The following is an 18,464-nucleotide window of genomic DNA, read 5'->3' as shown; positions in this document are numbered from 1 at the left end:
GCAAGTTCTTTCCCTGAGAAGCAATTCAGGGAGTGTCCGCCATGACCCACCAGCAAGACGAACGCGGCGATCCGATCACCCGCACGCACGATCCCGTCCGCAAGGACTATTCCGCCCGCGAGACCCGGCAGGGCGGCCCCGGCCGGCCGGTGCTGAAAGTGCTCGGCATCAGCCTTGCCCTGGCTGTCATCGCCTGGGGTGCGGTGGAAATTTTTGGCGAGCACATCGATCCCTCTGCGCCGGTCGATGCGACGCAGACGTCGTCCACCACCAGCGGTGAGCCGGCGCAGGATACGATCGATAACAGCGTGCCCGGCGGCGGCGAGACGGTGCCGACGGATCGCTCGCCCACACAGCAGTCCGGTACCGGCGGCGATAGCCAGCGGGTGACGCCTGACGGGACTGCGAACTAAGCGCCCCGGCCATACTGCTGCATGACGGCCATCAGCGCATCGTGGTCGATGGCATTGACGCGCAGGCGGTCATGCGGGGTCCCGCCGGCACTTTCCGCTGCCAGCATGGCGTTGACCACCGCTTCCTCCACGCTGTCGACCGCTGCCGCATAGACGGGGTCGAGATATTCGTCATTGACCATTTCGATATTGAGCCTCACCGGCGCTCGGTGCGCCATGGGCTGCGGATTGGCGGTGGAGAAGGCGAGGAAGATATCACCGGAATTGTTGCCGCCGGGCGTGCCGTTGCGGCCGATGCCGATCGAGGCGCGGCGGGCGAGGCGCTTCAGCTGGTGCGGCGCCATCGGCAGGTCGGTTGCGATGACGACGATGATCGAGCCGCGTTCATTCAGCTGGCTTTGCGGTGTGTTGTCCATGAGGTGTTTGCCGACGGGCACGCCGCAGATCGTCAGCCAGTCACGCTGGCCGTGATTGGCCTGCACGAGGGTGCCGATAGTGTATTCCTTGTCGCCATAGGAGACGACGCGCGACGAGGTGCCGGTGCCGCCCTTGAAGCCATAGGTGATCATGCCGGTGCCGCCGCCGCAATTGCCTTCGGAAACGGGGCCGCGCGAGAGGTTTTGCAGCGCCGCGCGGGCGTCCGCTTCCGTCACCGGCATGCCGTTGATGTCGCTCAAGGCGCCGTCATAGGTCTCTGCGACGACGGGCATCAGCCAGAGGAAATCCCCGATATCGTAGGTCGAGGCGTAGCGCTCCAGCATCCAGCGGATCGTCGCGTGATGGGTGATGCCAACGCCGTGCGTGTTGGTGATCATGACCGGGCCGAGGAAGGTGCCGCCGTCCTCGATCCAGTGCGTGCCGGTCATCTCGCCGTTACCGTTGAAGCGGTGCAGGCCGGCATAGACGGGCACGGGCGTTTCGCTATCGCTGTGCGGCAGGATGGCGGTAACGCCTGTTCGAACCGGCATCTTGCGGCCGGGGCGGGGCGTCTCCTCGCGGATGGTCTGGAAGCCGACGGCGATGCCGTCGACATCGGTGATGGCATTGAGCGGGCCGGTGCGGCCGGTGAAAGGCAGGCCAAGGGCGCGGGCACGGGGTTTTGTCTGGGTCATGATTATTTCTGCCGGGAGCGAAGATAGAGGCCGAGCGAGGCGATGACGAAGGAGAAGGTCAGCATCATCACTGCGATGGCGTTGATCTCCGGCTTGATGCCGCGCCGGAGCATGGCGAAGATGAACATCGGCAGCGTCGTCACATCGACGCCGGCGATGAAATAGGTGATGACGAGATCGTCCATCGAGATGATGAAGGCGAGCAGCGCGCCGCCGACGATGCCGGGCAGGAGCTGCGGAAACACCACCTTGCGGAAGGTCGTCCATTCGTTGGCGCCGAGATCGGCCGAGGCGTGCTCCAGCGTGCGGTCCATGCCGGCGAGCCGCGCGGTGACGACGATGAAGACATAGGAGATCAGGAAGGTGCACTGGCCGATGATGATCGTCTTCAGGCCGAGATTGATGCCGGAATTGACGAAGAAGATCAGGAGCGCGATGCCGAGCACGATATCGGGCATCAGCATCGGCATGAACATGACGGTGCGGTAGAAACGCCGTCCGAAGAAATCGAAGCGATAGAGCGCAATCGCCATGGCGCTGCCGAGCACGGTGGCGATCGCCGTGGTGGATGTCGCGATGATCAGGCTGTTCCAGAGCGCCTCGACGAGCTGGCTGGTCGATTCCAGATAGAGCGCGTTTTCCGAGATCGTCGTCTTGAAGCCGAGGACCTGAGCGTACCATTCGGTGGTGAAACCGGTCCAGGTCATCATGTTGACCGGGTTCGCATTGAACGAATAGACGGCGATCAGCGCGAGCGGAATGTAGATGAAGGCGAAGAACAGCGCGGTATAGGCAATCAGGCTGCCGCGGGCCAGCGTGGCGAAAATCTTCATGGCCGCACTCCTCAATGTCCGGTCGCGGGATCAAAATCGCGACGGCCGGAAACGACGACGTGGATGAAGAGCAACACCAGCATGACGGTCATCACCATCATGGCGAGCGCCGAGCCGAAGGGCCAGTTGCGCGCTGCGAGGAACTGCTGCTCGATGAGATTGCCCAGCATCATGACCTTCGCGCCGCCGAGAATGGCCGGCACGACGAAATTGCCGAGCGCGGGGATGAAGACGATGGCCGCGCCGCCGGCAATGCCCGGCGCCGTCAGCGGCAGGATGATGCGCAGGAAAGTGCGGATCGGCCCGGCGCCGAGATCGAGCGAGGCGCGCACCAGCGTCCAGTCGAGTTTCTCGACGCTGGCATAGACCGGCATGAACATGAAGGGGATGAAGACATAGACCATGCCGAGAATGATCGCGCCGTCCGTGTAGATGAGGTCGAGCGGCCGGCTGACGATGCCGGTGCCGATGAGCACCTCATTGGCGAGGCCGGTGGGGCGCAGGATCAGCACCCAGATGAACAGCCGCACGATCAGGCTGGTGAAGAAGGGCAGCGTGATCAGGAACAGGCAGAAATTCTTCCACCGGTCCGAGAGCCGGCTGATGCAGAAGGCGGCTGGATAGCAGACGAGGAGTGTCGCCACGACCGTCATCGCCGCAATCTTCAGCGAGCGTAGAAAGATCGCGATGTAGATCGGATCGAAATCCTCGAACATGGGATCGGCGAAGCCGAGGATGCGGCCGTAATTGTGCGGATACCAGGTCCATTCCACTCCGCCGTAGAGGCCAGGTGCCAGAAAACTCGTCACGATCATGATGGCGAGCGGGCCGAGGAAGAAGACCGCCAGGAACAGCGAGACCGGCCCGAGCAGGATCGCAAGCTGGGCGCGACGGCGAAAGGCAATCGACGTCATGTCAGGCCGCCTCCGCCGGAAGAAGGTGCACCGCCGCGGGATCATAGGCAAGGCGCGCACGGCGCGACTGCTCGATCTCGCCGACGAGGCTGCGTCGCACGGCGGGAATTTCCGCGATGACGCGCCGGCCCGTCACTGTCCGGCCGAACAGTTCGAAGGTCGAGCCGACGAAGACGATCTGTTCGAGATCGACATCGAGGCTCGGCGCGCTGTCGCCGGGTTGGGCGATGAAGAACTGTTCGGGGCGGATGAGGGCGGTTGCCGTGCCGGTTGCGCCCGGCTGGCTATGGGAAATGGAAAGGCCGTCTTTCGTGACGAGCTGTCCGCTGCCGGCCTCACCCTCGAAGAGGTTGCTGGCGCCGACGAAGGTGGCGACGAAACTGTTCTTCGGCTGGTCGTAGATGGCGCGCGGCGTATCGAGTTGCTGGATGCGCCCGCCCGAGAGCACGGCGACGCGGTCCGACATGGTCAGCGCCTCCTGCTGGTCGTGTGTCACGAAGATGAAGGAGATGCCGAGCTCATTCTGCAGCGTCTTCAGCTCGATCTGCATGGACTGGCGCAGATTCTTGTCGAGCGCCGAGAGCGGCTCGTCGAGCAGGAGCAGCTTCGGCCGGGCGATGATGGCGCGGGCGAGCGCCACGCGCTGCTGCTGTCCGCCGGAGAGCTGGCGGGGCTTGCGGCCTTCCATGCCTTCCAGCCCGACCATGCGCAACGCATCGCCGACACGCCGGGTGCGTTCCGCCTTTGCAACACCGGCGACTTCCAGCGCATAGCCGGTGTTTTCGCCGACCGTCATATGCGGGAAGAGCGCGTAGTTCTGGAACACCGTGTTGACCGGGCGTCGATAGGGCGGCCGGTCGGTCATGTCCTCGCGGTCGATCAGGATGCGCCCGCCATCGAGCTGGACAAAGCCGCTGATCGCCTGGAGCAGGGTGGTCTTGCCGCAGCCCGATGGTCCGAGAAGCGTCAGGAACTCGTTGCTGATGACATCGAGGTCGATCGCGTCGAGCGCCGTCACGGTCTGTCCCTCGGGCGTGGCAAAGGCCTTCGCCGCCTTTTCCAGGCGGACTATGGAATCTCGCATCGTCGTTCCCCATTAATGTTATAAAAATAACGCTTGTGCGATTTCGATATCTGGATACCATTTGTTCATCCAAGTCAACGGCCGAAAGAAGCCGGGACGGGAAAGACGGCGCAAAGCAAAGCGCCGGGGCCACGACGGGCCAAACCATCAGAGGAGACTATTCGATGCCGAAATCGCATGATGCCGGTCTGTCCGGTTTTCGCCGCGCCGCCTTTTCGCTCGCCGTGCTCATGGCCACGACGGGCATGGCCAGTGCTGCCGAACTCAACGTCTATAACTGGGGCGAATATATCAATCCGGAGGTCTTGAAGAAGTTTGAGGAGGAAACCTCGATCAAGGTCAACCTCTCGACCTATTCCTCCAACGAGGAAATGCTGGCCAAGATCCAGGGCGGCGCCACGGGCTATGACATCGTTTTCCCGTCCGTGCATATGCAGGACATCATGGCCAAGCTCGATCTTCTGGAGAAGACCGACATCAACCAGTATGAAGGCTTCAAGAACATCGATCCGACGTTCCTGCGCGCCAAGAGCGACCCGAACGGCGAATATTGCCTGCCCTATGCCTGGGGTTCGGTCGGCATCATGTATAACCGCAAGGTCCTCGGCAAGGATATCACTGGCTGGAAGGACCTGATCGAGACGGTGAAGGCCAAGGGCCTGAAATTCACGCTGCTCGACGACATGCGCGAAGTGCTGGCGGTCGGCCTCATCCTGAACGGCCACAAGATCAACTCTACGGACCCGGCCGAGTTGCAGCAGGCGGCCGACACGATCATCGCCATGAAGCCGGATGTGGCGGCCTTCACCTATGACGAGCGGCCGATGGTGCAAGCGGGCGACGTGGCGGCCGGGCACGCCTTCGTCGGTGCGATGGTGGATATCTTCGCCAATGAGAAGGACCTCGGCTACGTGATCCCCGAGGAGGGGGCGACCATGTATCAGGAGGATATCTGCGTGCTGAAAACTGCGCCGAACAAGGACAACGCGATCAAGTTCCTCCAGTTCTATACGCGTCCCGAAATCGTCGCGCTGAACGTTTCGCAGCAGACCAACGGCACCGCCAACGTGCCGGCGCGGGAATTGACCCCGGCAAAGATCAAGAATAGCAAGGAAATCAACCCGCCGGCCGAGACGATGGCGCGTCTCCAGATATTCGAGGATCTGGGCCCGGCCCTGCGTCAGGTGGACCGTGTCTGGACGCGGGTCAAGACGGCGCAATGAGCCCGGTGTGAGTGCGGTTGATACCCGCCCGTCTTTGGACGGGCGGGATTTCGAAGAGAGGGGCGACGTGTCGAAACGCATTCTGAAGCTCGTTCAGTCCGACGACCTCAGGCGGTCCAAATCCGACAAGCTGATCGCCCATTACATCGAGCGCAACATCGCCGAGCTGCCCTTCGAGACGGCGCGGTCGATCGCCCAGCGCCTGGAACTCTCGCCCATGACCATCGGCCGCTATCTGCGCCGCATGGGTTTCGACGGGCTCGACGAGCTGAAGAGCGAGTTGCGCCGCGGCAGTTCCAACCCCGCCTGGCAGGTCAAGGGGCAGGTCGGACGGCTCGAACAGGACCGCAAGGACGGCAAGCTGCTCGCCGGACTCATCCAGCAGCAGATCGACAATCTCGGCGAAATCTACGCCATCACGTCAGCACCGGAATGGCAGCAGACGATCGACGCGCTGATCGGCGCGACCGAGGTCTATGTCGCCGCCTATCAGAACGTGCGCGGCATCGCGCAGTATTTCGCAAGCCAGCTCTCCTATACCCGCCCGCGCGTGCAATTCGTCGACGGCGTCAACGGCACCTATGCCGAAGTGCTCGACGGCTCCGTCGAGGGGCGGCTGCTCTTCCTGCACGACGTGCGCCGCTTTGCCGCCAAGGCCCGGCCGCTGGCGCTGGAGGCGCGGCGCGCCGGCGTGAAGGTCGTGCTGCTGACCGATGAATTCTGCCCCTGGGGGCCAGACGTTTCCGATATCTGCCTCATCGTGCCCGGCTCGCACGGGCCGCTGTGGGATGGTGCCGCGACCATGACGGCGGTGATGGATCTCATGTTGAGCAACATCATCGTCGAGATGGGCGACGAGGTGAGCGAGCGCGTCGACCGGTTGACGCACCTTCAGGACGTCTTCGGGGATTTCGAAAGCTGATTTTCGCCGTCACCTTGACGCCGCCGAACGGTGCGGACTAAGGATGGGACGACGGTTCCCCGAAGGATGACTCCCAGGGGATTAATAGGGAACACGGTGCGGATGACCCAACAGGGACCCATTCCGTGGCTGCCCCCGCAACTGTAGGCGGATTGCCGCCTGTCCTCGTGACGCGTTTCGCGTCATGCCACTGTGCGTTTGCACGGGAAGGCAGACAGGCAGCAGATATCCGTGAGCCAGGAGACCTGCCGTCAGAGCCGAGAGTGCTGCTTGCCATGCACTCCAGATCCAAGTCACGGGCGGGGAAGCCCGGAACAGGAGACGCCATGACGAGCCAGACTGCCGCCCGCGGCAGACCCCTAATCGTTTTCTCCCGACCGCATTCGGTGCGCCCTTCGTGGTCCATCGGCTGAGCCCGCACGCCTTCACTCTCCGGGAGAAATCCATGACCTTGTTTTCCGCGGCCCTGCGCGCCGCATCCCTCGCTTCCGCCCTTACCGGCGCGGTAACCCTCATCGCCTCCGGCACGGCCCAAGCCGCCGAGACGCAGTATCCGCTGACGCTGCAGAATTGCGGCCGCCCGGTCACCTTCCAGAAGGCGCCGACGCAGACCGTTTCGATTGGCCAGAGCTCGACCGAAATCCTCTACATGCTCGGCCTGGCCGACAAGGTGGTGGGCACGGCGCTGTGGGTCGGCCCGGTCCTCAAGGGCTATGAAGACGTCAACGCCAGGATCGACCGTCTGGCCGACAACGAGCCGAGCTTCGAAAGCGTGCTCGCCAAGAAGCCGGATATCGTCACGGTGCAGTTCCAGTGGCAGGTCGGGCCGGAAGGCGTCGTTGCCAAGCCCGAGCAGTTCGAGGAGCTCGGCATTTCCGTCTACACCTCGCCGTCCGATTGCGTCGGCAAGGAGAACAGCGCGGCCAGCGACGGCGTGCGCCATCAGGTCTTCACCATGGAGCTGGTCTATCAGGAGATCCGCGAAATGGCGCAGATCTACGATATCCAGGACAAGGGCGAAGAGGTCGTTGCCGCGCTGAAGGCACGCGAAGAGGCGGCCCGTGCCAAGGTTGCCGCCGCCAAGGACAAGCTCTCGGCCGTCTTCTGGTTCTCCAGCGCCGCGGATGCCGATCCCTATGTCGCCGGCAAGAACGGTGCGCCGGGTTACATCATGTCGGCGCTCGGCATCGAAAATATCATCAAGACCGAGGACGAATGGCCGACGGTCGGCTGGGAAACCATCGCCAAGGCCGCGCCGACGATGATCGTCGCGGGCTCGATGGAGCGCCGCCGCTATCCGCTCGACGGCCTTGAGGCCAAGCTCGACTTCCTGAAGACCGACCCGGTCGCAAGCCTCATGCCGGCGGTGAAGAGCAACTATGTCTTCGATATGGACGCGCAGGCGATGAACCCGACGATCCGCACCATCGAAGGCATCGAGCGTCTAGCCGATGCCATTGAAAAGGCTGGTTTGGCCAAGTGATCTCCGATCGTCCCATCCTGCTTCGGACGGGCGCCGCTTTCGCGGCGCTCCTTCTGCTGCTGTTTGCGCTCGGCGTCGGCGCCGCCGTCGGCGAGACGGCCATCCCTCTCGACGTGGTCGCCAAGACGGTGGCCAACCGCCTCTGGCATGCCGGCTACCCGCTGGAGCCGATCGACGAGGGCATCATCTGGAACTACCGGCTGAGCCGCGCGATGGTCGCGGCCTGCTGCGGCTCGGCCCTGGCGCTCTGCGGCGTCATCCTGCAATCGCTGCTGCGCAATGCGCTGGCCGATCCCTATATTCTCGGCATCTCCGCCGGCGCTTCGACCGGTGCCGTCAGCGTGGCGATCCTCGGTATCGGGGCCGGTGCCCTAACGCTGCCGGCCGGCGCCTTCCTCGGCGCGCTCGTCGCTTTCGGCCTCGTCAGCGCGCTCGCCTTGCGCGCCGGGCGCGGCACGAGCGCGATCATCCTGGCCGGCATTGCCGGCTCGCAGCTCTTCAACGCGCTCACCTCCTTCATCGTCACCAAGGCGGCGAGTGCGGAGCAGGCGCGCGGCATCATGTTCTGGCTGCTCGGCAATCTCTCGGGCGTGCGCTGGCCGGATGTCTGGCTGGCGCTTCCGGTGGCGATCCTCGGGCTTCTCGTGTGCCTGTGGCATGCCCGCGCGCTCGATGCCTTCACCTTCGGCACGGAATCGGCCGCCTCGCTCGGCATTCCCGTGCGCCGGGTCTATGTCGTGCTGATTGCCATTTCCGCGCTGATGACGGCGACCATGGTGTCCATCGTCGGCTCGATCGGCTTCGTTGGCCTCGTCATTCCCCATGCCGCGCGCATGGTGGTCGGCGTGCGGCATGGCCTGCTTCTGCCGGCCTCTGCCCTGATCGGCGCCATCTTCATGATCGTGGCGGATGTGCTGTCGCGTGTCATCATCCCCGGCCAGGTCCTGCCCATCGGCGTCATCACGGCACTGTTCGGCGCGCCCGCCTTCGCGCTCATCCTCAGCCAGAGGAGGTCTGCCCTGTGACGCTGTCTGCTAAAAACCTGCACTGGTCGGCCGGTGGTGCGACCATCCTGTCGGATGTCTCGCTGGATGTGCGCCCCGGCGAATTCCTCGGCATCATCGGCCCGAACGGCTCCGGCAAGACGAGCCTGATGTCGCTGATGTCAGGCATCCGCAAGCCGCAGGGCGGCGCCGTCATGCTCGACGGCACGCCGCTTTCGGATCACGGCCGTCAGGCCATCGCCCGGCGCATCGCCTTTGTCGAGCAGCAGGCGGAAACGACCGAGCGCATCACCGCGCGCCAGGCCGTCGAGCTCGGCCGTACGCCCTATCTCGGCGCGCTCACGCCCTGGTCGCGGGCCGATGACGCCATCGTCGACCGGGCGCTGGAGGAGGTCGATATGGCACATTTCGCCGGCCGGCTCTGGCACACACTGTCAGGCGGCGAGCGCCAGCGGCTGCACATCGCTCGTGCGCTTGCCCAGCAATCGCCGATCCTGCTGCTCGACGAGCCGACCAATCATCTCGATATTGGCCACCAGATCAGCCTGCTCCAGTTGGTGCGCGAGCAGGAGCTGACGGTCGTTGCGGCCCTGCACGATCTCAACCACGCCGCAATGTTCTGCGACCGAATCGCCGTCATGCAGGGTGGGCGCATCGTCGCGCTGGGCACGCCGGCCAAGGTGCTGGAGCCGCAGCGTCTGCTGGAAGTCTTCGGCGTCACCGTGGACGTGGAGCGCGACAGCGCCGGCGGCTGCTTCATCCGCTATCGCCGCCCGGAGCCGCGGCCGCCGCGGCTGAAACTCGTTGCCAACGAGGGGGCGTGATGCACGGCACGCTCTCCAACGACCATCTGAAGGAAGATATCCGGGACTATTGGTCCCGCCGCTCGCAAACCTTCGATCTCGCCTTCGGCCACCGTATTCCCGAAGGGCCGGAATTCGACGCCTGGGCGGCGGCGATCCGCGCGCATCTGGGGCCGGAGCCGCGCCGCGTGCTGGAGCTTGCCTGCGGTACGGGGGAGGTGACGCGCCTGCTGCTGTCGCTCGGTCACGAGGTGACGGCGCTCGATTTTTCCGAGGCGATGTTGTCGGTGGCGCGCAAGAAGCATGAGCGCGCCAAGGGCCTTCGCTTTCTGCTCGCCGACGCGGAAAACCCGATGGAGCCGGACGAAAGCTATGATGCCATCGTCTGCCGCCATCTCGTATGGACGCTGACGACGCCCGAGCAGGCCTTTGCGGAATGGCACCGCATGCTGAAGCCCGGCGGCATGCTGCTGTTCTTCGATGGCGACTGGGCCGCCCCAACGCGGCTCGGCCGGCTGGCGAGCCGCGCCATCGCGGTGCTCGATCGGTTCATCGGCACCGACCCGAATTATGACGGCGCGATGAGCGATCGGCATTCCAGCATCATGCAGCGCCTGCCTTTTGGCGACGGGCTGACGGTCGAGCGCGTGTTGCCCTTGCTGGAGGCGGCCGGTTTCCGCGATATGACGATCGGTTCCCACACCCCCATCGCCAGGGCACAACGCCGGACGGCGGACCTGCGCAATACGCTGCGCACGCTGCTTTATCGTCGCTTTATTCTCTGCTGCCGCAAGCCTGTTTAGGCTTCCGGCTCCACTGTCAGCTTGACACGGTCGGCGGCGAAGCGGGTGCGGGAAAACTGGATCGGCGTTCCCGCAAGGTCGGTGTTGATGGCTGTCGCGACGAGGATGATCGCACCGGGCGAAAGCTTCAGGTGCCGGATATCGTCGCCCTCGGCGTGAATGGCCGAGATTTCCGTTGAGCGGCGCACATAGTCGGCGACGCCGAGCTCGCGGAAGGAAGCGGTGACGGAGCGGGTCTGCTCGAAAATCCCGCCGATCTCGCCGAAACGGTCGGCCGGGAAATAATGAGTCGCGCGCGAGATGGGGCGTTTGTCGGCGCTATTGACGGTTTCCATGCGCACACAGAGCGTGCCGATGGGGAGCCCGAGGGCTTCGGCCACGATCGATGGTGCAACCTCGGTTGCCGCCTCCAGCATCTTGCTTTCGATGTCGCGCGTCTGATTGCCGAGGCCCTGCGAAAAGCGTGTGCGCTTCGAAATCGGAAAGCGCAGCCGGTCGCGCCGCTCGATGCGGGTGCCGATGCCCTGGATGGGGCGCACGATGCCTTCTTCCGCCAGTGCCGCCATGGCGCTGCGCACCGTGTGGCGGTTGACGCCGAAGCGGGCGGCCAGCGTCATTTCCGGCGGCATCATGCCGGTTTCGTCGAAATCGCCATTGTTGATCGCAAGGCGCATGCGGTCGGCAATCTGCCGCCAGAGCGCCACGCCCGATTGCCGTTCCACCATTTTCGCCCCCGCGATTTCGCCCTCTGTCACACCCTTGTCATTCCGGCCGATTAAGACAAGACTTAGATGTTCGGTTGTCTAGATTAATAGACATTTGGAGATGAGGCAATGGCATCAGTGGAAAAAAGGACCGAGGCCGCCGCGAAGGGTGCGGTGGCGGACCGGCAGAGGGCGATGGGTCTGCTTGCGAAGGCAAGCCGGGCCGAGTTGCAGGCGGCATTCGATGCGCTCGCGGACAAGCCGGTGGTGCAGCCGGTGCGCGGCCCGGAAACGGGTCTCGTCATGGTGCGCGGTCGCATCGGCGGCGGTGGAGCGCCGTTCAATCTCGGCGAGGCGACGGTGAGCCGCGCCAGCATCCGTCTTGCGGATGGCACGGTCGGTCATGGCCAAGCGCTTGGTACCGATGGCGCGAAGGCCCGGCTTTCGGCGATCTTCGATGCGCTCTTCCAGCAGCCGGCCCACCGGGCCGAAGTGGATGCGCTGCTTTCCGTCATCGCGGCGCGCATCGCCGATGAGGATGCCGAAAAAGCCCGCCAGACGGCAGCCACCCGCGTCGATTTCTTCACCATGGTTCGCGGAGAGGACTGATGTCATTGGATACGCTCGCCTTTTCCGGCGGTTTTCAGGAGCCGGTCTTTCAGGCCCAGGCCGTCTTCCGCACGCTGATGGATTGCATGGCCCGTCCGGGCACGATCGGCGATATCGCCGCCAACGTCACGCCGCCGAAACCGATGACGCCGGCTGCCGGTGCCATCGCGCTGACGCTGTGCGATCACGACACCACCGTCTGGCTGACGCCGGCGCTCGCCGCCTCCGCCTTGCCCGGCTGGCTCGCCTTCAATGCCGGCGCGGTGTTGGCGGACGAGCGCCAGAACGCCCGCTTCGCCTTCATCGAAAAGGGCGCGATGCTGCCGAATTTCTGCCTCTTCGCGCAGGGCACGCAGGAATATCCGGATCGTTCCACGACGCTGGTCGTCGAGATCGAAGCCTTCGACGGCGGTCGGCCACTCGTCCTGAAGGGGCCTGGCATCCGCACGCAAGAAGACATCGCGCCGGTCGGCCTGCCCGACATGTTCCCGCAGTTCTGGGCGGAGAACCGCCATAAATTCCCGCGCGGCGTCGATCTGATCCTCGTTGCCGGCGACAGGATCATCTGCCTGCCGCGCACCACCGTCATCAGCGTGAAAGAGGCGTAACCATGTACGTTGCCGTCAAGGGTGGCGAAGCCGCCATCTCCAACGCCCACCGCCTTCTGGCCGACCGCCGACGCGGCGACCGTTCGCTGCCGGCCATCGGCATCGAGCAGATCGTCGCCCAGCTCGGCCTTGCCGTCGACCGCGTGATGGCGGAGGCCTCGCTCTACGATCGTTCGCTTGCCGCACTCGCCGTCCGGCAGGCGCGGGGCGACATGATCGAGGCGATCTTCATCCTGCGTGCCTACCGCACGACGCTGCCGCGCTTCGGCTATTCCAAACCCGTCGAGACGGGCGAGATGCTCGTCGAACGCCGCGTCTCGGCGACATACAAGGATCTGCCGGGCGGCCAGCTGCTCGGCCCCACCTTCGACTATACGCACCGGCTGCTCGATCCGTCGCTTCTGACAGACGAAGAGATCGATGCCCCGCTGGAGCGCGATGAAGCCGGCGAGCCGGTCATGCGCGTTTCCGACATTCTGGCCGGCGAAGGTCTGGTCGAAGAGGACGGCGCTATGCCGGACGGTCATGTCGCCGGCGATATTACCCGTGAACCACTGGAATTCCCGATGGCCCGCGACCTGCGCCTGCAGGCGCTCGCCCGTGGCGACGAAGGTTTCCTGCTGGCGCTCGGCTATTCCACGCAGCGCGGTTATGCCCGCACCCATCCCTTCGTCGGCGAAGTGCGCATCGGCGAGGTCGAGGTGGAGCTGGATATGCCGGAACTCGGCTTTGCCGTCTCGCTTGGCCGCATCCAGATCACCGAATGCCAGATGATCGCGCAGTTCAAGGGTTCGGCGAAGAACCCGCCGCAGTTCACTCGCGGTTATGGCCTCGTTTTCGGCCAGAGCGAGCGCAAGGCCATGGCCATGTCGCTGGTCGACCGGGCGCTGCGGGCGGAGGAGTTCGGCGAGGATATCGTGGCGCCGGCGCAGGACGAGGAATTCGTCATCTCCCATTCCGACAACGTGCAGGCGACCGGCTTCGTCGAGCACCTGAAGCTTCCGCACTACGTGGACTTCCAGGCTGAACTCGACCTCGTGCGCCGCATGCGCCGCGAATACGAGGCTGCGCAAAACACCGACACCGATCTTCCGGAGGCTGCAGAATGAGCACGGCAGAACTGGCGACCTACAATTTCGCCTATCTCGACGAACAGACCAAACGCATGATCCGCCGTGCGATCCTGAAAGCGATCGCCATCCCCGGCTATCAGGTGCCCTTCGCGTCGCGCGAAATGCCCATGCCCTATGGCTGGGGCACCGGCGGCGTGCAGGTGACGGCGGCGATCCTCGGCCCTGAGGATGTGCTGAAGGTCATCGACCAGGGAGCGGATGATACGACCAACGCGGTCTCCATCCGCGCCTTTTTCCAGAAGGTCGCCAATGTGGCTGTCACGACCAAGACGCGCGAGGCGACGATCATCCAGACGCGCCACCGCATCCCCGAGGAGAAGCTGACGGCCGGCCAGACGCTCGTCTATCAGGTGCCGATCCCGGAACCCTTGCGCTTCCTCGAACCGCGCGAGACCGAGACGCGCAAGATGCATGCGCTGGAGGAATACGGCCTCATGCATGTCAAGCTCTACGAGGATATCGCCCGCAACGGCCATATCGCCACGACCTATGCCTATCCGGTGAAGGTGGAGGGGCGCTATGTGATGGACCCGTCGCCGACACCGAAATTCGACAATCCGAAGATGCACATGTCCGAGGCGCTCCAGCTCTTCGGCGCCGGCCGCGAGAAGCGCATCTATGCGGTGCCGCCCTATACCGAGGTCGTCAGCCTCGATTTCGAGGACCATCCCTTCGAGATCCAGAGCTTCGACAAACCCTGCGCGTTGTGCGGCGCTGACAATGTCTATCTCGACGAAGTGGTGCTCGACGACAAGGGCGGGCGGATGTTCGTCTGCTCGGATACCGACCATTGCGAAAACCGTTGCGCCCACGGCCACCGTGGTCATCTTGCCTATAACAAGGAGGCTGCCGAATGACCGACATGCCGCTTCTCAAAGTCCGCGACATCTCGAAATTCTACGGCGCGCGCATCGGCTGCCAGAACGTCTCCTTCGATCTCTGGCCGGGTGAAGTGCTGGCGATCGTTGGCGAATCCGGTTCCGGCAAGACGACGCTGCTCAATTGCCTTGCCACCCGCCTGATGCCGACCTCGGGTGCCGTCGAATACCGTATGCGCGACGGCGATATGCGCGAACTCTCCCGCATGAGCGAGGCGGAGCGCCGCTTCCTGATGCGCACCGACTGGGGTTTCGTGCACCAGAACCCGGCCGATGGCCTGCGCATGGCCGTCTCGGCCGGCGCCAATGTCGGCGAGCGGCTGATGGCCGTCGGCGACCGACACTATGGCAAGATCCGCGAGACGGCCGGCGACTGGCTGCGGCGGGTGGAGATCAGCACCGACCGCATCGACGACCAGCCGCGCGCCTTTTCCGGCGGCATGCGCCAGCGCCTGCAGATCGCCCGCAATCTCGTGACCGCGCCGCGCCTGATCTTCATGGACGAGCCGACCGGCGGCCTCGACGTTTCGGTGCAGGCCCGCCTGCTCGATCTGCTGCGCGGCCTCGTCCAGGATCTCGGCCTCTCGGCGATCATCGTCACGCACGATCTGGCCGTCGCGCGCCTCCTGTCGCACCGCATGATGGTGATGAAGGATGGCCTCGTCATCGAGCAGGGCCTGACCGACCGCGTGCTCGACGATCCGCGCGAAGCCTATACGCAGCTCCTCGTTTCCTCGATCCTTCAGGTGTAACCATGCCGACACCCCTCGTTGTTTCCGAAGTCGCGAAGAGTTTCACGATGCATCTTCGCGACGGCATCCGCCTGCCCGTTATGTCCAATGTGAGCTTCTCGGTAAAAGCAGGCGAATGCGTCGTGCTGGGCGGCCCGTCCGGCATCGGCAAGAGCTCGCTGCTCAAGATGGTCTATGGCAACTATGCCGTCGACAGCGGCCAGATCCTGATCGAGCATGGCGGTCGCCTGCTCGATCTCGCGATCGCCGATCCGCGCACCATCCTGTCGGTGCGCAGCGCGACGCTCGGTTATGTCAGCCAGTTTCTGCGCACCGTGCCGCGTGTCGCAGCCGTCGATGTGGTGGCCGAACCGCTCACGGCACGCGGTGTCGCTGCTGCCGAGGCGCAGGAGACGGCAGAAGCGATGCTGGCGCGCCTCAACCTGCCGCGCGAACTCTGGCAACTGCCGCCCGCCACCTTCTCCGGCGGCGAGCAGCAGCGCGTCAACATTGCCCGCGGCTTCATCACCGATCACCGCATCCTGCTGCTCGACGAACCGACAGCCTCGCTCGATGCGAAGAACCGTGCGGTCGTGGTCGGCATGATCGAGGAAAAGAAGGCGGCCGGCGTGGCGCTTCTCGGCATCTTCCACGACGAGGACGTGCGCGAAAAGGTCGCCGACCGCATCGTCGATGTCTCGGCCTTCTCACCGCGAAAGTCTGCCGCATGACCAAATTGTCCGAAACGCCGCTGATCCACCCGACGGCCGTGGTCTCCGACACGGTTCTCGGCCGCTATACGGAAATTGACGAGAACTGCCGCGTCAGCGAAGCCGAGATCGGCGACTATTCCTACATCATGAACGGCGGCTCCGTCTGGTGTGCGACGATCGGCAAGTTCGCCAATATCGCGGCGTCCGTGCGTATCAACGCCACGAACCATCCGATGTGGCGTGCGACGCTGCATCACTTCACCTACCGCGCCAACGATTACTGGCCGGATGCGGAGCCTGAGGCCGAATTCTTCTCGTGGCGGCGCGAGCATCGCGTCACCATCGGCCACGATGTGTGGATCGGCCATGGATCGACCATCCTGCCGGGTGTCACGATCGGTAACGGCGCTGTCATAGGCTCCGGTGCCGTCGTCACAAAGGACGTCGAACCCTACACGATCGTTGGCGGCGTCGCGGCCAAGGTGATCCGCGAACGGTTCCCGAGAAACATCGCCGAGCGCATGGAAAAACTCGCCTGGTGGGACTGGGATCATGCCCGGCTGCGCGGCGCTTTGGACGACTTTCGCAAACTTGACGCAGAAGCCTTTCTCGCCCGTCACGATGGGTGAGAATGGCCGCCCCGGTGCCGGAAAACCGGGCCTGTGGACTGTTATTTTTCCGACATCGAACTGACATCGCCCCTTCATCAACAGCGTTTAGAGCCAGTCCCGAAAACGACAGGACCCGACCCTGGGCCGCAAGTTAAGGAAGAGGGATCCGCCATGTTCCGATTGAAGAATGTCACCCGCCGTTTCGGCACGCGCGTCGCGGTCGACAATGTGACTTTCGACATTCCGCAGGGCCAGATGGTCGGCGTCATCGGCCGCTCGGGCGCCGGCAAGTCCACCATGCTGCGCATGATCAACCGCCTTGCCGATCCGAGCGAGGGCACGATCCATTTCAACGATGTCGAGGTCTCGTCGCTGCGCGGCTCCGCACTGCGCAATTGGCAGCGCGACTGCGCGATGATTTTTCAGCAGTTCAACCTCGTGCCGCGTCTCGACGTGCTGACCAATGTGCTGCTCGGCCGCCTGAACCACCGCTCGACGGTCATGAGCATCCTGAACCTCTTCACCCGTGAGGAGCGCATCATGGCGATCGCGGCGCTGGAACGGCTCGGCATCGAGCAGACGGCGCTGCAGCCGGCCGGCACGCTTTCGGGCGGCCAGCAGCAGCGCGTGGCGATTGCCCGCGCGCTGCTGCAGAACCCGAAGATGCTGCTTGCCGACGAGCCGATCGCCTCGCTCGATCCGCTCAACGCCAAGATCGTGATGGATGCGCTGCGCGACATCAACGAGCGCGACGGCATCACTGTCGTCACCAACCTGCACACCCTCGATACAGCGCGCGCCTATTGCGAGCGCATCATCGGTATGTCCGGCGGCCGCGTCGTCTTCGACGGCCCGGCGCGGGACCTCGATGCCGAGGCCGTGCGCACGATCTACGGCACCGGCGCCGATGGCGCCGAGATCGATGAAAGCCTCACCTCCACGGCGATCCGCAACCCGGCCCGCCAGGACAACATCAAGCAATCCGCCAGCCCGACACCGCTGGCACTGGCCGGGCTTTAACTCTGCCGGGATCGAACGGCCCGCGTGAAGGGCCATACACTTCAAGGCACGGCAAAGCCGGCCAAACAGGAGAGAGACCATGCTGAAGAAAGTTCTTCTGGGCGCCGTCGCGCTCATCGCCCTTGCCGGTCACGTCCAGGCTGAAGACCTCAAGGAATTCCGCGTCGGCATCATCGGCGGCGAAAACGAAGCCGACCGCCTGCGCAATTACCAGTGCCTCGGCGATCACCTGAAGGCCGAGCTTGGCTTCGAGAAGGTCTCGTTCTTCCCGGCCGCCGACTATGACGGCGTCATTCAGGGCCTGCTCGGCGGCACGCTCGACTATGCCGAACTGGGCGCCTCCGGCTTTGCCAAGATCTACCTCGCCAAGGCCGATGCCGTCGAGCCGATCCTGACGACCGTCCAGACCGATGGTTCGACCGGCTACCACTCGATCATGATCGCCCGCAAGGATTCGGGCATCACCAAGCTCGAAGACCTCAAGGGCAAGAAGCTCGGCTTCGCCGACCCGGACTCGACCTCCGGCTACCTCGTTCCGCTCGTCACGCTGCCGGAAGCCATCGGCGGCCCGGTCAAGGAATATTTCGCTGAAACCGGCTTCGGCGGCGGTCACGAAAACCTCGTTCTCGAAGTGCTGAAGGGCACCTTCGATGCCGGCACGACCTTTGGTTCGGGCGTCGGCGAGTGGAAGGACGGCTACACGTCCGGCAACCTGCACAAGATGGTCGAGAAGGGCATTCTCGACATGAACGACATCGTCGAGCTCTGGAAGTCGCCGCTGATCCCGAACGGCCCGATCGTCGTTCGCACGTCGCTCGCCGACGAGACCAAGGCGAAGTTCAAGCAATTCATGCTCGACCTGC

21 protein-coding genes and 1 riboswitch are annotated in these 18,464 nt (G+C 64.2%); of the genes, 16 read left to right on the top strand and 5 right to left on the bottom strand.

The window, feature by feature from the left end; genetic code table 11:
• Window positions 1-41: 41 nt before the first annotated feature.
• Window positions 42-413 carry a hypothetical protein gene (locus ACOZK4_RS13505; RefSeq protein ID WP_117370340.1) on the top strand — a complete coding sequence of 124 codons (372 nt, stop codon included), beginning with the start codon at window positions 42-44 and terminating at the stop codon, window positions 411-413.
• On the opposite strand, the gene ACOZK4_RS13500 is transcribed toward ACOZK4_RS13505, so the two are convergent.
• The 4 genes from ACOZK4_RS13500 to ACOZK4_RS13485 are packed head-to-tail and all read right to left on the bottom strand — an operon-like array spanning window position 410 to window position 4,356.
• Window positions 410-1,525, bottom strand: a complete 1,116-nt coding sequence (locus ACOZK4_RS13500) for a P1 family peptidase (RefSeq protein WP_421592321.1) — start codon at window positions 1,523-1,525, stop codon at window positions 410-412. The genes ACOZK4_RS13505 and ACOZK4_RS13500 overlap by 4 nt on opposite strands.
• A 2-nt stretch (window positions 1,526-1,527) precedes the next feature.
• Entirely contained in the window at window positions 1,528-2,358 is an 831-nt protein-coding gene (locus tag ACOZK4_RS13495) for an ABC transporter permease (protein ID WP_421592320.1), read from the bottom strand.
• An 11-nt stretch (window positions 2,359-2,369) separates the two neighbouring features.
• A complete protein-coding gene (locus tag ACOZK4_RS13490; protein WP_421592319.1) occupies window positions 2,370-3,272 on the bottom strand; it encodes an ABC transporter permease in 903 nt (300 codons plus the stop codon).
• A gap of 1 nt (window position 3,273) precedes the next feature.
• Window positions 3,274-4,356, bottom strand: a complete 1,083-nt coding sequence (locus tag ACOZK4_RS13485) for an ABC transporter ATP-binding protein (protein WP_421592318.1) — start codon at window positions 4,354-4,356, stop codon at window positions 3,274-3,276.
• A gap of 230 nt (window positions 4,357-4,586) precedes the next feature.
• Here ACOZK4_RS13485 and ACOZK4_RS13480 point away from each other — a divergent pair, with 230 nt between their 5' ends.
• From ACOZK4_RS13480 to ACOZK4_RS13455, 6 genes are all read left to right on the top strand, one after another.
• Entirely contained in the window at window positions 4,587-5,579 is a 993-nt protein-coding gene (locus tag ACOZK4_RS13480) for a polyamine ABC transporter substrate-binding protein (RefSeq protein WP_421592406.1), read from the top strand.
• A 67-nt stretch (window positions 5,580-5,646) separates the two neighbouring features.
• Window positions 5,647-6,501 carry a MurR/RpiR family transcriptional regulator gene (locus tag ACOZK4_RS13475; RefSeq protein WP_421592317.1) on the top strand — a complete coding sequence of 285 codons (855 nt, stop codon included), beginning with the start codon at window positions 5,647-5,649 and terminating at the stop codon, window positions 6,499-6,501.
• 35 nt (window positions 6,502-6,536) lie between these two features.
• Window positions 6,537-6,768, top strand: a riboswitch (cobalamin riboswitch).
• A 178-nt stretch (window positions 6,769-6,946) separates the two neighbouring features.
• Window positions 6,947-7,984: an ABC transporter substrate-binding protein gene (locus ACOZK4_RS13470; RefSeq protein WP_421592316.1), complete on the top strand. Its 1,038-nt coding sequence runs from the start codon at window positions 6,947-6,949 to the stop codon at window positions 7,982-7,984.
• Window positions 7,981-9,009 (top strand): FecCD family ABC transporter permease, encoded by a 1,029-nt coding sequence (locus ACOZK4_RS13465; protein ID WP_421592315.1) that lies wholly within the window; start codon window positions 7,981-7,983, stop codon window positions 9,007-9,009. The genes ACOZK4_RS13470 and ACOZK4_RS13465 overlap by 4 nt, the downstream gene beginning before the upstream one ends.
• Window positions 9,006-9,812, top strand: coding sequence for an ABC transporter ATP-binding protein (locus ACOZK4_RS13460; RefSeq protein ID WP_421592314.1), 807 nt, complete (start codon window positions 9,006-9,008; stop codon window positions 9,810-9,812). Before ACOZK4_RS13465 ends, ACOZK4_RS13460 begins: the two co-directional genes overlap by 4 nt.
• Window positions 9,812-10,594 carry a class I SAM-dependent methyltransferase gene (locus ACOZK4_RS13455; RefSeq protein ID WP_421592313.1) on the top strand — a complete coding sequence of 261 codons (783 nt, stop codon included), beginning with the start codon at window positions 9,812-9,814 and terminating at the stop codon, window positions 10,592-10,594. Before ACOZK4_RS13460 ends, ACOZK4_RS13455 begins: the two co-directional genes overlap by 1 nt.
• Here ACOZK4_RS13455 and phnF read toward each other — a convergent pair.
• A complete protein-coding gene (gene phnF / locus ACOZK4_RS13450) occupies window positions 10,591-11,334 on the bottom strand; it encodes a phosphonate metabolism transcriptional regulator PhnF (protein WP_421592405.1) in 744 nt (247 codons plus the stop codon). The genes ACOZK4_RS13455 and phnF overlap by 4 nt on opposite strands.
• 93 nt (window positions 11,335-11,427) lie before the next feature.
• Between phnF and phnG the strand changes: the two genes are divergently transcribed.
• The 9 genes from phnG to phnD all read left to right on the top strand — a co-directional run.
• Window positions 11,428-11,907: a phosphonate C-P lyase system protein PhnG gene (phnG, locus tag ACOZK4_RS13445; RefSeq protein WP_421592312.1), complete on the top strand. Its 480-nt coding sequence runs from the start codon at window positions 11,428-11,430 to the stop codon at window positions 11,905-11,907.
• Entirely contained in the window at window positions 11,907-12,515 is a 609-nt protein-coding gene (gene phnH, locus ACOZK4_RS13440) for a phosphonate C-P lyase system protein PhnH (RefSeq protein ID WP_421592311.1), read from the top strand. The genes phnG and phnH overlap by 1 nt, the downstream gene beginning before the upstream one ends.
• A 2-nt stretch (window positions 12,516-12,517) precedes the next feature.
• On the top strand, window positions 12,518-13,624 hold the full coding sequence (locus ACOZK4_RS13435; RefSeq protein ID WP_421592310.1) for a carbon-phosphorus lyase complex subunit PhnI: 1,107 nt from the start codon (window positions 12,518-12,520) through the stop codon (window positions 13,622-13,624).
• Entirely contained in the window at window positions 13,621-14,505 is an 885-nt protein-coding gene (locus ACOZK4_RS13430) for an alpha-D-ribose 1-methylphosphonate 5-phosphate C-P-lyase PhnJ (protein WP_421592309.1), read from the top strand. Before ACOZK4_RS13435 ends, ACOZK4_RS13430 begins: the two co-directional genes overlap by 4 nt.
• Window positions 14,502-15,278, top strand: coding sequence for a phosphonate C-P lyase system protein PhnK (gene phnK, locus ACOZK4_RS13425; protein ID WP_421592308.1), 777 nt, complete (start codon window positions 14,502-14,504; stop codon window positions 15,276-15,278). Before ACOZK4_RS13430 ends, phnK begins: the two co-directional genes overlap by 4 nt.
• Before the next feature lie 2 nt (window positions 15,279-15,280).
• Window positions 15,281-15,988 (top strand): phosphonate C-P lyase system protein PhnL, encoded by a 708-nt coding sequence (phnL, locus tag ACOZK4_RS13420; RefSeq protein ID WP_421592307.1) that lies wholly within the window; start codon window positions 15,281-15,283, stop codon window positions 15,986-15,988.
• Entirely contained in the window at window positions 15,985-16,599 is a 615-nt protein-coding gene (locus ACOZK4_RS13415) for a DapH/DapD/GlmU-related protein (protein WP_313527384.1), read from the top strand. Before phnL ends, ACOZK4_RS13415 begins: the two co-directional genes overlap by 4 nt.
• Window positions 16,600-16,752: 153 nt before the next feature.
• Window positions 16,753-17,601 carry a phosphonate ABC transporter ATP-binding protein gene (gene phnC, locus ACOZK4_RS13410; protein ID WP_421592306.1) on the top strand — a complete coding sequence of 283 codons (849 nt, stop codon included), beginning with the start codon at window positions 16,753-16,755 and terminating at the stop codon, window positions 17,599-17,601.
• A 79-nt stretch (window positions 17,602-17,680) separates the two neighbouring features.
• Window positions 17,681-18,464 (top strand): phosphonate ABC transporter substrate-binding protein (gene phnD / locus ACOZK4_RS13405; protein ID WP_421592305.1); only part of this gene is annotated, 784 nt, incomplete at its 3' end.

The organism is Shinella sp. M27, assembly GCF_049199905.1.
Classification (GTDB): Bacteria; Pseudomonadota; Alphaproteobacteria; order Rhizobiales; family Rhizobiaceae; genus Shinella.
Note: the sequence above shows the minus strand (reverse complement) of the source record. Positions and strands in the feature narration are given on the sequence as shown.

Bases quoted from the DNA above. Each gene is read 5' to 3' on its own strand.
- ACOZK4_RS13505 (WP_117370340.1), top strand. From the start codon at position 42: ATGACCCACCAGCAAGACGAACGCGGCGATCCGATCACCCGCACGCAC.
- ACOZK4_RS13500 (WP_421592321.1), bottom strand. From the start codon at position 1,525: ATGACCCAGACAAAACCCCGTGCCCGCGCCCTTGGCCTGCCTTTCACC.
- ACOZK4_RS13495 (WP_421592320.1), bottom strand. From the start codon at position 2,358: ATGAAGATTTTCGCCACGCTGGCCCGCGGCAGCCTGATTGCCTATACC.
- ACOZK4_RS13490 (WP_421592319.1), bottom strand. From the start codon at position 3,272: ATGACGTCGATTGCCTTTCGCCGTCGCGCCCAGCTTGCGATCCTGCTC.
- ACOZK4_RS13485 (WP_421592318.1), bottom strand. From the start codon at position 4,356: ATGCGAGATTCCATAGTCCGCCTGGAAAAGGCGGCGAAGGCCTTTGCC.
- ACOZK4_RS13480 (WP_421592406.1), top strand. From the start codon at position 4,587: ATGGCCACGACGGGCATGGCCAGTGCTGCCGAACTCAACGTCTATAAC.
- ACOZK4_RS13470 (WP_421592316.1), top strand. From the start codon at position 6,947: ATGACCTTGTTTTCCGCGGCCCTGCGCGCCGCATCCCTCGCTTCCGCC.
- ACOZK4_RS13455 (WP_421592313.1), top strand. From the start codon at position 9,812: ATGCACGGCACGCTCTCCAACGACCATCTGAAGGAAGATATCCGGGAC.
- phnG (WP_421592312.1), top strand. From the start codon at position 11,428: ATGGCATCAGTGGAAAAAAGGACCGAGGCCGCCGCGAAGGGTGCGGTG.
- phnH (WP_421592311.1), top strand. From the start codon at position 11,907: ATGTCATTGGATACGCTCGCCTTTTCCGGCGGTTTTCAGGAGCCGGTC.
- ACOZK4_RS13435 (WP_421592310.1), top strand. From the start codon at position 12,518: ATGTACGTTGCCGTCAAGGGTGGCGAAGCCGCCATCTCCAACGCCCAC.
- ACOZK4_RS13430 (WP_421592309.1), top strand. From the start codon at position 13,621: ATGAGCACGGCAGAACTGGCGACCTACAATTTCGCCTATCTCGACGAA.
- phnK (WP_421592308.1), top strand. From the start codon at position 14,502: ATGACCGACATGCCGCTTCTCAAAGTCCGCGACATCTCGAAATTCTAC.
- phnL (WP_421592307.1), top strand. From the start codon at position 15,281: ATGCCGACACCCCTCGTTGTTTCCGAAGTCGCGAAGAGTTTCACGATG.
- ACOZK4_RS13415 (WP_313527384.1), top strand. From the start codon at position 15,985: ATGACCAAATTGTCCGAAACGCCGCTGATCCACCCGACGGCCGTGGTC.
- phnC (WP_421592306.1), top strand. From the start codon at position 16,753: ATGTTCCGATTGAAGAATGTCACCCGCCGTTTCGGCACGCGCGTCGCG.